Source organism: Pseudonocardia sp. KRD291 (genome assembly GCF_019263595.1).
Lineage (GTDB): Bacteria > Actinomycetota > Actinomycetes > Mycobacteriales > Pseudonocardiaceae > Pseudonocardia.
The window spans coordinates 1-13368 of sequence record NZ_JADQDD010000168.1 but is presented as its reverse complement, the minus strand read 5'-3'; the positions used below and the strand labels follow the sequence as shown (position 1 = coordinate 13368).

Here is a 13368-nt window from a genome sequence, read left to right as displayed (position 1 = left end):
TGGGTCGGGGCGTCGGTGCCACGGCGGGAGGATCCGCGGCTGCTGGCCGGGCGCGGGCGGTTCGTCGACGACGTGACGTTGCCGGGGATGCTGCACGCCCAGTTCGTCCGCAGCACGGAGGCGCACGCCGACGTCGTGTCGGTGGACCTCACGGCGGTGCGCGAGGTCCCCGGCGTCGTCGCCGCCTACACCGCGGCCGACCTGGACCTCGGCGACATCACGGCGCTGCTGGATCGGCCCGCGCACGAGTTCGTGCCGACGTCGATGCCGGTGCTGGCCCGCGACCGCGTCCGCTACGTCGGCGAGCCGGTCGCGATCGTGATCGCCCGCGACCCGTACACCGTGGAGGACGGGGTCGAGGAGGCGGTCGTCGAGTACGAGCCGCGCGACCCGGTCGTCTCGGACACCGCGGCGCTGGCCGACGGCGCGCCGCTGGTGCACGACGAGGCGGCCGCGAACACCCTGGTCGACGTGTCGCTGTTCGCCACCGAGGGCATCGACGAGCGCTTCGCCGGCGCGCACACCGTCGTCGAGGTGCACACCCGCACCGGACGCCAGAACGCGCTGCCGCTGGAGACCCGCGGCGCCGTCGCCGCCTGGGACGACCGCGACGAGCAGCTGCAGGTGCAGACCTGCTCGCAGGTCCCGCACCAGGTCCGCACGGTGCTGGCCCGCTGCGTCGGCCTAAACGAGAAGCAGGTCCGGGTCACCACGGGGGACATGGGCGGCGGGTTCGGGCAGAAGTGCGTCGTCGGGCGCGAGGAGATCGCCGCCGCGGCCGCCGCGCTGCGCCTGCGCCGTCCGGTCAAGTGGATCGAGGACCGCCGCGATGCGCTGACCGCGTCGTTCCTGGCCCGCGAGCAGCGCTACGACGTGCGCGCCGCGTTCTCGGAGGACGGCGAGATCCTGGCCCTCGACGCCGACGTGGTCTGCGACATGGGCGCCTACTCCTGCTACCCGTTCACGGCCGGGATCGAGCCGCTGATGGCCTCGGCCGAGATGCCGAGCGTCTACACCGTCCCGGCCTACCGGGTCCGCGGCCGCGGGGTGACCACGAACAAGGCACCGACCGCGCCGTACCGCGGGGTGAGCAGGCCGCAGTACGTGATGGTGATGGAGCGGGTGTTCGAGAAGGCGGCCCGCGCGCTCGGCATGGACGCCCTCGAGCTGCGCCGCCGGAACCTGATCACGGTGTTCCCCTACACCGGCGTCAACAACATCACCTACGACCCGGGCTCCTACCGCGAGTCGCTCGACCTGTGCGAGCAGGTGCTGCGCGACGAGGGCTGGTTCTCCCTCCGGGGTGACGAGCGACGGGTCGTCGGCATCGGGTTCGCCTGTTTCTCCGAGCGGACCGGATACGGGTCCGGCGCGTTCGCCCAGCGCAAGATGGCCGTCGTGCCCGGCTTCGACATCTCCGAGATCCGGATGGACCTCGACGGGACGGTCGCGGTCACCACCGGCACGCTCTCGCACGGCCAGTCGCACGAGACGACGATGGCGCAGATCGTGGCCGACCGGCTCGGCCTCCCCTACGACCGGGTCAAGATCGTGCAGGGCGACACCGACCGGATCACCTACGGCTGGGGCTCGTTCGCCTCGCGCTCGATCACGATCGGCGGCAGCGCGGTCGCGGCCGCGTCGGTGAAGCTGGGTGAGGCGCTCCGCGAGATCGCCGCGCACCTGCTGGAGACCGACCTGGACTCGGTCGAGCTGGACGGCGCGGGCGGGGTCCGCGAGCGCGGCTCCGGCCGGCGGAAGAGCTTCGCCGAGCTCGCCGACGTCGCCTACCTGCGCGCGCACCTGCTGCCCAAGGGCGTCGGGCCGGGGCTGGCCGCCACCGCGAGCTTCGACGTCGGAGGGGACGGCACGTTCTCCAACGCCACCCACGGCGTGGTCGTCGAGCTGGACCCGGGCACCGGCGGAACCCGGATCCTGCGCTACGTCTGCGTCGAGGACTGCGGCGTGGCGATCAACCCGCAGGTCGTCGAGGGCCAGGCCCGTGGCGGCATCGCGCAGGGCATCGCCGGCGCGCTGTTCGAGCAGGTCACCTACGACGAGACCGGCAACCCGCTGGCCCCGAGCTTCATGGAGTACAAGGTCCCGACCGCCGCGGAGATCCCGGACGTGCGGATCGAGCACCTGGAAACACCGTGCGCGTTCACCGAGAGCGGGGCCAAGGGCGCAGGCGAGGGCGGCACGATCGGCGCGCCGGCCGCCGTCCTGAACGCGGTGAACGACGCGCTGCGCCGCACCGGCGTCGAGCTCGACGACACCCCGATCCCGCGCGAGGCCCTGTTCCGGGCACTGGAGGGCGTCCATGTCTGACCTGCAGCTGATCGAGCTGACCGTCAACGGCGAGCGGCACGACCTGGCCATCTCGCCCCGGCGCACCCTGGTCGACGTGCTGCGCCACGACCTCGGGTTGACCGGGACCCACGTCGGCTGCGAGCACGGCGTGTGCGGGGCGTGCACCGTGCTCGTCGACGACGCACCGGTGCGCGCCTGCCTGGTGTTCGCCGCCCAGGTGGAGGGCTCACCGATCCGGACCGTGGAGTCGCTCGCCGAACCCGACGGCACCCTGAACGACCTGCAGCGGTGCTTCTCCGCGCATCACGGCCTGCAGTGCGGCTTCTGCACGCCCGGTTTCCTGATGCTCGCCGAGGGTTACCTCGCCGAGGAGCCGGACGCGACGAAGGAGGAGATCCGCGAGGTCGTCGCCTCCAACCTCTGTCGCTGCACCGGTTACCAGACCATCGTCGAGGCCATCGACGACTGCGCGACCCGACGCAGGGCCACCCTGCAGGACCAGCTCGACAGGAGTTCCGCATGAGCCTGCACGGCTCCGAGACCGACGAGACCTACGACCGCGCGGGGTTCGGCGCCCCGGTCCGGCGCGGGGAGCGGCCGGTGATCGTGGTCGTGGACCTGACGACCGGGTTCACCGACCCCTCCTACCCCACCGGCGCCGACCTGACCGACGTCGTCGCCGCGACGGCGTCGCTGGTCCTGGCCGCGCGCCCGGCCGGGGTGCCGGTCGTCTACACGACGATCGGCTACACACCGGCCGAGATGGACACCGTCGTCTGGCTGGACAAGGCGCCCGGGATGCGCGCGCTGGCCGTGGACTCCCCCGCCGTCGACATCGACCCGCGGCTGCCCCGCACCGACGCCGACCACGTGATCATGAAGAAGGGCGCGTCGGCGTTCTTCGGGACCGGCCTGGCCTCGACCCTGGCCTCCCTCGGGGCCGACACCGTGATCGTCTGCGGGGCCACCACCAGCGGCTGCGTGCGCGCGACCGTGGTGGACGCGCTGCAGTCCGGCTACCCGGTACTGGTGCCGCGCGCGTGCGTGGGCGACCGCGCGCAGGGCCCGCACGACGCGAACCTGTTCGACATCGAGGCCAAGTACGGCGACGTGATCGACCTCGACGACGCCCTGACCTACGTGAAGGGATCGAAGTGACCCTCGCCCGGACCGCTACCCGCACACTGGGCCAGGACGCGCTGGCCGACCTCGCCGACGTGCCCGCGACGAGCCGCTGGGTCCGCCGCGGCGACCTGCGGCTGCACGTCCTCGACTACGGCGGCGACCGCGCCCCGCTGCTGATCCTGCCGGGCATCACCAGCCCGGCGATCACGATGGACTTCGTCGCCCGCGAGCTCACCGACCTGGTCCGGCCGATCGTGCTCGACGTGCGCGGGCGCGGCCTGTCCGACTCCGGGGGCCGCTACGCCCTCGACGACTACGCCGCCGACACCGTGGCCGTGCTCGACGGGCTCGGGATCGGCGACGACGCGCTGCTGCTCGGGCACTCGATGGGCGCCCGGATCGCCGCCGTCACCGCCGTCCACCACGCACTGCGCGGCACGGTCCTGGTGGACCCGCCGATGAGCGGGCCGGGCCGCGGGCCCTACCCGACGACGCTGGAGGCGTTCCTGCGCCAGCTCGAGCAGGCCCGCCGCGGCACCGACGCCGACGAGGTCGCGCAGGCCTGGCCGCGCTGGCCGCGCCGGGAGCAGGAGCTGCGGGCACGGTGGCTGTCCAGCTGCGACGAGCGCGCGATCGCCGAGACGCACGCCGGGTTCGAGAGCGAGGACTTCTTCGCAGCCTGGCCGTCGGTCCCGGCCCCGACCACGCTGCTCCACGGCGCCGACTCCCCGGTCGTGACCGCCGCCGGCGCCGACGAGGCCCGCGCGGCGAACCCGGCCGCGACGCTGGTCGAGATCCCGGACGCCGGGCACATGGTCTTCTGGGACAACCCGGCCCAGGCCCTGACACTGCTGCGCGAGGCGCTCCGGGCCCTCTAGACGCCGCTTCGCACCAGAAACGGTGCCCTCGCACGCGATATGCCCCGTGCGACGGCACCGTTTCCCGTGCGAGGACGTCCGCCGGCGCGCGCCCCACCGCTGACCGGCGACCCGGGGCGTGCGTGTCCCCGGCCCGCAGGTCATGCTGGTGGGGTGGCGCACGCGGTGGATCTGGACCGTCTCGACGACGACGGCGGCCCGCCGCTCGTCGAGCTGAGCCCCGCCGCCCGCGCCGCGCTCGACGACGCACACCGGCGCGACATCGCCGCGCGGGACGCCGCCGCGGAACGGGAGCGCGCGGCGCAGGCCGCCGCCCGCGAGCGGGAGCTGGCCGCGTTCCTGGCCGAACCCGACCCGGTCCCGGACGAGCCCGAGATGGCGTCGGCCGACGGCACCGGCCCCGAATCGAAGAAGACCGCGGTCGGCAGCTCGCGCCGAGCACGGGTGGCGCGGCAACGCACCGCTGCGGCCCGGGACGCCACCCGGTCCTGGTACGGGGTCGAGCCCCCGGCGACGCCGGACGCCAAGGCCGCACGGTGGTCGGCGATCCAGGAACGCGACCGCCGCCGCGACGCCGCCGAGCAACGACGCCTGCTGCGCGAGCGCTCCCGCGAGTCCGGCCGCTCCGACGCCTGAGAACCCGACGCGGGTGCGGGCGTCCCCGGCCTCTCCGGGCAGAACCGCTAGGCGTGCGCCGCCTCGAAGAACCGCTCGAGCTCGGAGCGGGGATCCGGCCCGCACGGCTGGTAGACGATCTCGGTGACGCCCTGGGCGGCCAGGTCGTCGAGCCGGCCGCGCACCTCACCGCGGGTCCCGCTGACCGTCACGTCCCGCAGCATCGAGCGGCCGCCGGCGTCCCACGCCGCCCGGTCGGCCTCGTTGAGCTCGACGCAGTGACCGGAGTGGACCGCCAGATGGCGTTGCGACGCCGGCGTCCGCTCCACGACCTCCATCCATTCGGTGCCGCCGGGCAGTGCACGCACCGCGTCCGGGCCGCCGAACTCGTAGGCCCCGTGATAGGCCAGCGCCCAGCCCGGGCCGCCCGCGACCCGCGCATGCTCGGAGTCGGGCTCCTCCCCGTCGTCGAGCACGGTGCCCCAGGCGAGGTAGGCCGCCCACGAGTGCTCGCGAATGAACTCGGGGACCTGCAGGGTCGCGTAGAGCCCGTCGCCCAGCGCGCCGGCGACCTTGTTCCCCTTCGGACCGAGCGCGCCGACCAGCACCGGCACCTCGATCGGTCGGGCGGGCGAGTGCCCGTCGGGGTGCAGCATCTGCATCTGCGCGCCCTCCCACTCGACGGTCTCGCCGCGCAGCAGGGCCTGGAACGTGCGGATGTAGGACTCCATGAACGCCCAGGTGATCGCGCCGTAGCCCATCGCGCGCCGCCCGGTGAACCCGGTGCCGAAGGAGACCACGACCCGGCCGGGCGCGAGCGCGGTGAGGGTCGCCGTCGCGGCCGCGTTGACCATCGGGTGGCGCAGGCTCGGGACCAGCACCCCCGGGCCCAGCTCGATCCGCTCGGTCCGCTCCGCGGCCAGGGCCAGGGTCATCCACACGTCCGGGCTCTGCTGGGGCGTGTCGTAGATCCAGGCCCGGTGGTACCCGATCTCCTCGGCCACGGCGATGTTGTCCGCCGAGTCCAGGGCGGTCGGGAATGCGCAGGACACATCCATGGACAGCTCCGTCCGATCTCGCACAGCCACCTCGTCGTGGCTCAGCGCAGAGTCACGCGCTCTTCAAGGTCGTGTCAAGCGCGGCCCTCGGCCAGGAGCTGTCCCGCTCCGGGCACGATCGGCGGCAGCCCCAGCTCCTGCAGGATCCGGTACGTGGTCGCCGTGGCGGCCGAGAGCACCGGGATGCCCACCTCGTCCTGGACCGGCTGGATCGAGGCCAGCGAGGGCATCTGCACGCACGCACTGAGCACGAGCGCGTCGGCCCGGGACAGGTCCAGCTTCCGCCAATGCTCGCGCAGGTCGGCCGGGTCGAGGCGGGCCACGGCCAGGTTGTCGGGCACCTCCAGCGACAGTGCGTCCACGACCTCGACGCCGGCGTCGGTCAGATAGGCGACGACGGCATCGGTCAGCGGCTTCATGTACGGCGTGATGATCGCGACCCGCTTCGCGCCCAGCGCCGAGATCCCGGCGAGCAGCGCACCGGCACTGGAGACGACCGGCGCCTGCGACCCCTCGCCGCGCAGCGCGGCGGTGATCGAGTCCTCGGCCGTGCAGTGGTAGCCGGGCCCCTGGGCCATGATCGCGACCAGACACGCGGTGGCGACGACGTCCGGGCGGGCGTCGGCCAGCTCGGTCGCCGCCCGCTCGGCCTGGGCGTTCATCGCCCGCAGCTGCTCCGGGGTCACGTGCTGCATCCGGGCCCGCGCCGCGTGGAAGACGAACCGGTCGCCGGGTTCGGCCTCCTCGCGGGCGCGCAGCATCCGCGGCAGCTCGGTCTCCATCGTGAGGTTCGAGCTCGGGACGATCATCCCGATGTGATGGTCGGTCATCGCTTCGCGACCGGGCGCATCTCGGGGACGGTCAGCTCACCGGCGTCGACGATCAGCTCGTCGTCGAGGTGCAGCGAGTTGCCGCGCATCGGGATGTCGAAGTGACACGCGGTGTCGTTCGGCCCGCCCAGCTCGTTGTTCGGCCCGATCGAGAACATCACGTTGCCGTAGAAGCTGCGCAGCTCCATGCCCATGCCGCCGCCGAACTGGGTCAGCCCGTGCCAGTGCGCGCGCTCGTCGAGGCCCCAGCCGACGTGGCTCATGCCGTAGCCGCGCGGGTCGTCGAACGACCGGATGTAGGAACTGAGCAGCTCCGCGTCCAGGCCACTGCTCCCGGCGCCGCCGCGGATGTCGCGGATGAACCCCTGCTCGATGGTGATCTCCACGGGGGTCTGGACGTAGGTGTTGAACGGCAGCAGCACGTCTCCCGGGGCGAGGACGATCTTCCCGTCGACGCCGTCGTCGGAACCGCCGGTGAACACGAACGCCGCCGGCCAGTGGTCCCATCGGCCCGGAGTGTCGGTGTAGCCGTACTCCGACATGGTCGGGTACATGCCCAGCTGGTAGGTCACGTCGGTGCCGTGCGGACTGGTGATCCGCATCGTCGAGGCCTTGGCCAGCAGCTCCGCCCCGATCTCGACGCGCTCGCGCAGCTCGGGGGTCGGCATCAACCGGGCCAGCAGCTCCGGGGGTTCGACCGCGGTCAGGATCCGGGTGCCGGCGTCCTGGATCGCGAACTGCTCGGGGGAGAACAGCAGGAACGTGCAGTCCACGACCATGTCGACGGCCTTGAGCGCGTCCACCGCCAGGGGCAGCGACCCGAGCCCGGAGTCGCCGACGGCCCACGCGCCGCTCGCGCTCGCCGGCGGCGGCAGGCGCAGGTGATAGGCACCGGCGCCCAGCTGCTGCGCGGCCCACAGGAACGCGTCGGCGTACTCGGTCCGGTCCGCGCCCCGGGTCAGGACGACGATCGTCTCCCCCTCGTGCACGCCCGAGAGCCTCAGCTGCTGCAGGCAGATGTCGTTGAACAGGTTCTGATCCATGGCGGTTACCTCCAGTTGAGAGGAGCTTGCGGAACGAACATACGTGCAGGTGATCCGAGCACGTACAATCCGAGCACGCAAGGTCTGCGGGGTGCAGAAACCCGAACGTCATAGCCGCGGTGGTGCGTGCGGTGGTGCGATCCCCGGTCCCCGGACGATGCTGGCCGCATGGACTCACCGGTGATCCTGGAGCTGGCCGTCAACGGCGCGACCCCGCGCGAGCGCAACCCACACGTCCCCCGCTCCCCCGCCGAGATCGCCGACGTCGCGTGCGCGGGGATCGAGGCGGGCGCGGCGATCGTGCACAACCACAACGACGAGCCGATGTTCACCTCCGACGGGGTGCACGCCGTCGAGCCGTACCTGCAGGCGTGGGCCCCGGTGCTGGAGCGGTTCCCGGACGCGCTGCTCTACCCGACGATGGCCGCCGGAGCGCGGGGGATCCCGGTGCAGCGGCGGTGGGCGCACGTCGAGGAGCTGGCCCGCCGCGGGCTCGGCGGGCTGAGCCTGGTCGACCCGGGGTCGGTGAACGTCGGCCTCACCGCCGACGGGCACACCCCGGCGGCCGCGGCCGCCGGTCCCTACCAGAACAGCATCGACGACACCGAGTACATGTTCGCCCGCAGCGCCGAGCTCGGCGCGGGGCCCAGCATCTCGATCTTCGAGCCGGGCTTCCTGCGCACCGCGCTGACGTTGCTCCGGCACGGCCGGGTACCGCCGGGGGCGATCGTCAAGCTGTACTTCGCCGACGACCTGCAGTTCGGGCTACCGCCGACGCAGGCCGCCCTGGACGCCTACCTGGAGCTGCTGGAGCCGTCCGGGCTGCCGTGGTCGGTCGCGGTGCTCGGCGGCGACGTCGTCGGCTGCGGGCTGGCCGAGCGGGCGATCCGGCGCGGCGGGCACGTCCGGGTCGGGCTGGAGGACTACGCCGGGCCGTCGACGCCCTCGAACGCCCAGTTGCTCGACGGGGCACTGCGCCTGCTGGACCAGCTCGGACGGGTGCCGGCGACGCCCGCGCAGGCCCGGGCGACACTCGGTGTGACGGTGCCGTGAATTCGTTGATCCCGCACATTCGCCGCGCAAACCCCGACAGCGTGTCGAATGTTCGGCGGTCGCGTCGGGTCAACAATGTACGAGGGTGTCCGGAAAAGACGACCGGGCCTCTCCGGGGGTTGCGGGTGCAACGCCCGGAGAGGCCCGTCGGTGCAGCGGCGTCAGGTGGCCCGCTCAGCCGGCGAGGATCCGCCGGCCCGGGGCCTACCTGGTCAGAACCATGCTTTTCGGCCGCCCACCGGCCTGCCGACCGCGCCGAGGATCAGGAAGACGACACCGATGATCAGCAGGATGCCGCCGATGTAGTAGAGGATGGAGATGCTGGTGAAATAGCCGATCAGCAGCAGGATGACACCGAGAACGATCATTGTGGAACCTCTTCGTCGAAGGTGGCGAAAACGTACCGGAAAGCCACACCCGGCGCTGAACGCAACGCGGTCGATCCCGTGCCGTTCGGCGCAGTGCAGACGTGCGGGTGAACGGGCGAACGGTCCTTTGTCACGGAGGGGTACCGGACCGATCTCGGAGCGGCATCGACCTCCGCGGTCGCTGCTCCGGACGGACGATCGGGCGTACGGCCATCCCCCACCGACCGCCGCCGGTCGTGTGATCGGCACCGCACCACGATCAGCCCGCCGGAAGCCGGCCCTGCGCGGTCGAGGCGAGGTCGGCCGCGGCCGCGCACATCCGCTCGCGCGGGGCACCGGCCAGCGCGACGGTGGTGGTGACGAGCTCGACGCGGCCCCCGGCGGCGGGCCCGCGCAGCACGGTGACGGCGCAGCCGCCGCCGTCGGGCCGGGAGAACGCGTCCCGGCCGGCGATCGGCGCCACCGGCGACCCGACGACGCCGCGCTCGGTGGTCGTCGCACCGAACACGAGGGTCACGTAGATCTGCGCCGTGCCCCACGAGCAGGACCAGTTCGCGAAGCCGGGGAACGCCCGGGTCTCGACCCCGGCACGCACCAGGGCCGCCTCGTCGAGCGCCCCGCAGGCGTCCGCGCCGGCCAGCCCGCTCGCCGGGTTGCGGGCCGGGTCGTAGGTGACGCCGTCACGCTGCAGCCGGGCGGTGGCCGCGTCCAGGACCCGGTCGGCGACGGTGCAGGGCGCGACGGCCGGGTCGAACGACTCGACGTCGAACCGGACCGCGTTGCCGTCGGGCAGCCCGACCGTGTGCGAGCAGGCGCGGCCGCGACCGCCGGGGTCCGAGGCCGGGCCACCGCGCACCTGGGTCAGGTCCCCGACCTGGCGCGGGGCGCCCGGCACGTCGGGACGGCCGGTGAAGTACGCCGACACCCGCACGACCTGCCCGCCCGGCGGCACGACGTCGGTGTGGCATCCGGACAGTGTGGAGGCGACGGCAGGCGTCGCCGCCCCGAAACCGCCCAGCACGGCCTGGTCGAGCAGCGGGCACGGGTCGGCCAGGCGCGGGTCCCCGGAGACCGCGCGCGGCGACACCGGCGCGGCGGCCGGGCCGTCCGGACCGGACGTGCCGGAGCCGAACACGGCGAACGCCCCGACGGCCAGCACCGCGACCAGCGCGACCGCGCCGGCCAGCAGCAGCGGCCCGCGCCGCCGGGCGCCGACCGGCACGGACCCGTCCGGACCGGGCGGCCCGGGATCGGGCCGGACGGGACCCGGCGGCGGCGCGACACCCGCCCCCGCACGAGCCTGCGGCGCCGGGACGCCGGTTCCGGCCGGGACGCGGCCGGGCCCCGGAGGGGTCCGCGGCGCTGCCGGCGGGGACTGCTGCGGGCCTCCCGGGCCGCGGACCGGCGCGGGAGGCCCCGGGTGCCCGGACGGCTCGGCCGGGCGTCCGGCGAGATCGTCGAGCCACCGTGCGACGGTCGCGGCGTCCGGACGGCGGTCCGGCTCGTCGGCGAGCATCGCCCTCAGCACCGGCTCCAGCGGGCCGCACACCTGCGGGGGCCGCACCGGGTCGTTCGCGACCCGGTAGACCATCGCCCGCGGGTTCGACTGCGGACCGAACGGCCCGGTCCCCTCCACCGCCGCGTACAGCGTCGCGGCCAGCGAGAACACGTCCGAGGCGGGCGTCGCGTCCTCGCCGCGGGCCACCTCGCGGGCCATGTAGGCGGGAGTGCCGGAGACCTCGCCGGTCATGGTCAGCGTGGACTCGCCCTCCGCGCGGGAGATGCCGAAGTCGGTCAGCTTCGCGGTGCCGTCGGCCGTCGCGATCAGGATGTTGCCGGGCTTGACGTCGCGGTGGGTGACACCGCCGGCGTGCGCCGCGGCCAGCCCGCGGGCCACCGCGGCGCCGATGCCGGCGGCGGTCCGCACGTCGAGGCGGACGTGGCCTGCGGTGACCTCGGCGAGGCTGCGCGAGGGGACGTACTCCAGGACCAGCCAGACGTCGCCGTCGGCGACCTGCACGTCGTAGATCGCGACCACGTGCGGGTTCCCGCGCAACCGGGCGGCGGTGCGGGCCTCGCGCAGCGTCCGCGCCCGGGTGTCCTCGGCGTCGGCCTCGGGCAGTGCGGCGTACCGGACCTGCTTGAGCGCGACGGGCTGGTCGAGCACGAGGTCGAGGGCCTCGAACACGGTGCCCATCCCGCCGGCGGCGATCCGGCGCACGACGCGGTACCGGTCGAACAGCACGTTCCCCGGTTCCACCGCGCCCCCTCGGTCGTCGAGGGCCGATCCTATGATCGGCCCCGCCGGACGTTCGCACCCGATCTGCGCAGCGCCTGCCCGGCAGGAACCCGGGGAGGCGGCCGACCGGGCCCGGCCCCGTCCGGACCCACCACCGCCGCGAGAGGACACCATGAGCCGCAGCGTCGCCGACCAGATGATCGAACTGTTGCACCAGGCCGGGGTCGAGCGCATCTACGGCCTGGTCGGGGACAGCCTGAACCCGCTCGCGGACGCGATCCGGCGCGACGGCCGGATCGCCTGGGTGCACGTGCACAACGAGGAGGCCGCCGCGCTGGCCGCGGCCGCGGAGGCGCAGCTGACCGGGCGTCTCGCGGTCTGTGCCGGCAGCTGCGGACCGGGCAACACGCACCTGGTGCAGGGCCTCTACGACGCCAACCGCTCCGGCGCGCCGGTGCTCGCTATCGCCTCGCACATCCCGTCGGTGCAGATCGGCACGAGCTACTTCCAGGAGACGCACCCGGAGCGGCTGTTCCTGGAGTGCTCCGTCTACTGCGAGATGATCTCGCGCCCGGAGCAGATGCCCCGGCTGCAGCGGATCGCGATGCAGACGGCCCTGGCCCGCGGCGGCGTGTCGGTGCTGGTCCTGCCCGGCGACGTCAGCGCGGAGCAGGCCGCCGCCGAGACCGGGACGAGCGACCTCGTCGTCCCGTCCGCGACCGTCGTGCCCGCCGACGACCGCGTCGATGAGCTGGCGCGGCGGATCGACGCCGCGCGGAACGTCACGCTGTTCGTCGGCGCCGGGATCCGGGACGCCCGCGACGAGGTGCTGGAGCTGGCGGCGAAGGTCCACTCCCCGGTCGGGCACTCGCTCGGCGGCAAGGAGTGGATCCAGTACGACAACCCCTACGACGTCGGCATGAGCGGCCTGCTCGGCTACGGCGCCTGCTACGAGGCGACGCACTCCGCCGACCTGCTGGTCCTGCTCGGCACCGACTTCCCCTACGACACGTTCCTGCCGCAGGCCCGCACCGTGCAGGTGGACCGCGACCCCGCCCACCTGGGCCGGCGCACCGTGCTCGACCTGGGCGTGCACGGCGACGTCGGCGCCACCCTGCGCGCGCTTCTGCCGAGGATCGCGCAGAAGACCGACCGGTCGTTCCTGGACCGGATGCTGCGCAGGCACGCCGACGCGCTGGAGAAGGTCGTCTCGGCGTACACGCAGAACGTGCAGACGCTGCGCCCGGTGCACCCCGAGCACGTCGCCGCGGTGCTCGACGAGGAGATGGCCGACGACGCGATCGCCACCGTCGACACCGGCATGTGCAACGTGTGGGCCGCGCGCTACCTGCAGCCCAACGGCCGGCGCCGGATCATCGGCTCGTTCCGGCACGGGACGATGGCGAACGCGCTGCCGCACGCGATCGGCGCCGCCTGCTCGCACCCCGGTCGCCAGGTCGTGTCCCTGTCCGGCGACGGCGGCCTGACGATGCTGCTCGGCGAGCTGCTCACCGCGGCCGAGCACGAGCTGGACCTGACCGTCGTCGCGTTCAACAACGGGTCGCTGGGCATGATCCGCCTCGAGATGATGGTGGCCGGCTACCCGTCGTTCCAGACCGACCACGGCCCCGCCGACCTGGCCGGGATCGCCCGCGCCGCCGGCATCGACGCGACCGTGGTGCAGGACCCGGCCGACGTCCGCTCCGCGGTGCGGCACGCCCTGGACCACCGCGGACCGTCGCTGGTCGACGTGCGCACCGACCCGAACGCGCTGTCCATCCCGCCGCACATCACCGCCACCCAGGTCCGCGGCTTCGCCCTCGCCGCGACCCGCACCGTCCTCGACGGT

The 13368-nt window shown here is 73.7% G+C and carries 12 protein-coding genes; 7 read left to right on the top strand and 5 right to left on the bottom strand.

Features of this window, described 5'->3' with window-relative positions; translation table 11 throughout:
- From I4I78_RS21070 to I4I78_RS21050, 5 genes are all read left to right on the top strand, one after another.
- A partial coding sequence (locus tag I4I78_RS21070; RefSeq protein WP_218613172.1) for a xanthine dehydrogenase family protein molybdopterin-binding subunit occupies window positions 1-2328 on the top strand: 2328 nt, incomplete at its 5' end.
- Window positions 2321-2833: a (2Fe-2S)-binding protein gene (locus I4I78_RS21065; RefSeq protein ID WP_226380145.1), complete on the top strand. Its 513-nt coding sequence runs from the start codon at window positions 2321-2323 to the stop codon at window positions 2831-2833. The genes I4I78_RS21070 and I4I78_RS21065, both read left to right, overlap by 8 nt.
- Window positions 2830-3468, top strand: coding sequence for an isochorismatase family protein (locus tag I4I78_RS21060; RefSeq protein WP_218613171.1), 639 nt, complete (start codon window positions 2830-2832; stop codon window positions 3466-3468). Before I4I78_RS21065 ends, I4I78_RS21060 begins: the two co-directional genes overlap by 4 nt.
- Entirely contained in the window at window positions 3465-4313 is an 849-nt protein-coding gene (locus I4I78_RS21055) for an alpha/beta hydrolase (RefSeq protein WP_308252261.1), read from the top strand. The genes I4I78_RS21060 and I4I78_RS21055 overlap by 4 nt, the downstream gene beginning before the upstream one ends.
- 153 nt (window positions 4314-4466) lie before the next feature.
- Window positions 4467-4949, top strand: a complete 483-nt coding sequence (locus I4I78_RS21050; protein WP_218613170.1) for a hypothetical protein — start codon at window positions 4467-4469, stop codon at window positions 4947-4949.
- Window positions 4950-4996: 47 nt separating this feature from the next.
- On the opposite strand, the gene I4I78_RS21045 is transcribed toward I4I78_RS21050, so the two are convergent.
- The 3 genes from I4I78_RS21045 to I4I78_RS21035 all read right to left on the bottom strand — a co-directional run bounded on the left by I4I78_RS21045 (window position 4997) and on the right by I4I78_RS21035 (window position 7859).
- Window positions 4997-5986 (bottom strand): LLM class flavin-dependent oxidoreductase, encoded by a 990-nt coding sequence (locus tag I4I78_RS21045; protein ID WP_218613169.1) that lies wholly within the window; start codon window positions 5984-5986, stop codon window positions 4997-4999.
- Window positions 5987-6060: 74 nt separating this feature from the next.
- On the bottom strand, window positions 6061-6816 hold the full coding sequence (locus tag I4I78_RS21040; RefSeq protein WP_218613168.1) for an aspartate/glutamate racemase family protein: 756 nt from the start codon (window positions 6814-6816) through the stop codon (window positions 6061-6063).
- Window positions 6813-7859 carry a leucyl aminopeptidase gene (locus I4I78_RS21035; RefSeq protein WP_218613167.1) on the bottom strand — a complete coding sequence of 349 codons (1047 nt, stop codon included), beginning with the start codon at window positions 7857-7859 and terminating at the stop codon, window positions 6813-6815. Before I4I78_RS21035 ends, I4I78_RS21040 begins: the two co-directional genes overlap by 4 nt.
- Window positions 7860-8027: 168 nt before the next feature.
- Between I4I78_RS21035 and I4I78_RS21030 the strand changes: the two genes are divergently transcribed.
- Window positions 8028-8912, top strand: coding sequence for a 3-keto-5-aminohexanoate cleavage protein (locus tag I4I78_RS21030; RefSeq protein WP_218613166.1), 885 nt, complete (start codon window positions 8028-8030; stop codon window positions 8910-8912).
- Between the two features lie 212 nt (window positions 8913-9124).
- Here I4I78_RS21030 and I4I78_RS21025 read toward each other — a convergent pair whose 3' ends face one another.
- Together I4I78_RS21025 and I4I78_RS21020 are read right to left on the bottom strand one after the other, a co-directional pair.
- A complete protein-coding gene (locus I4I78_RS21025; protein WP_218613165.1) occupies window positions 9125-9280 on the bottom strand; it encodes a hypothetical protein in 156 nt (51 codons plus the stop codon).
- A gap of 259 nt (window positions 9281-9539) precedes the next feature.
- On the bottom strand, window positions 9540-11540 hold the full coding sequence (locus I4I78_RS21020) for a serine/threonine-protein kinase (protein WP_218613164.1): 2001 nt from the start codon (window positions 11538-11540) through the stop codon (window positions 9540-9542).
- A 151-nt stretch (window positions 11541-11691) separates the two neighbouring features.
- Here I4I78_RS21020 and I4I78_RS21015 point away from each other — a divergent pair.
- Window positions 11692-13368 (top strand): pyruvate dehydrogenase (locus tag I4I78_RS21015; protein ID WP_218613163.1); only part of this gene is annotated, 1677 nt, incomplete at its 3' end.

What these genes read in the sequence shown, in the direction of transcription:
- I4I78_RS21065 (WP_226380145.1), top strand. Translation starts at nt 2,321, where the DNA reads ATGTCTGACCTGCAGCTGATCGAGCTGACCGTCAACGGCGAGCGGCAC.
- I4I78_RS21060 (WP_218613171.1), top strand. Translation starts at nt 2,830, where the DNA reads ATGAGCCTGCACGGCTCCGAGACCGACGAGACCTACGACCGCGCGGGG.
- I4I78_RS21045 (WP_218613169.1), bottom strand. Translation starts at nt 5,986, where the DNA reads ATGGATGTGTCCTGCGCATTCCCGACCGCCCTGGACTCGGCGGACAAC.
- I4I78_RS21040 (WP_218613168.1), bottom strand. Translation starts at nt 6,816, where the DNA reads ATGACCGACCATCACATCGGGATGATCGTCCCGAGCTCGAACCTCACG.
- I4I78_RS21035 (WP_218613167.1), bottom strand. Translation starts at nt 7,859, where the DNA reads ATGGATCAGAACCTGTTCAACGACATCTGCCTGCAGCAGCTGAGGCTC.
- I4I78_RS21030 (WP_218613166.1), top strand. Translation starts at nt 8,028, where the DNA reads ATGGACTCACCGGTGATCCTGGAGCTGGCCGTCAACGGCGCGACCCCG.
- I4I78_RS21025 (WP_218613165.1), bottom strand. Translation starts at nt 9,280, where the DNA reads ATGATCGTTCTCGGTGTCATCCTGCTGCTGATCGGCTATTTCACCAGC.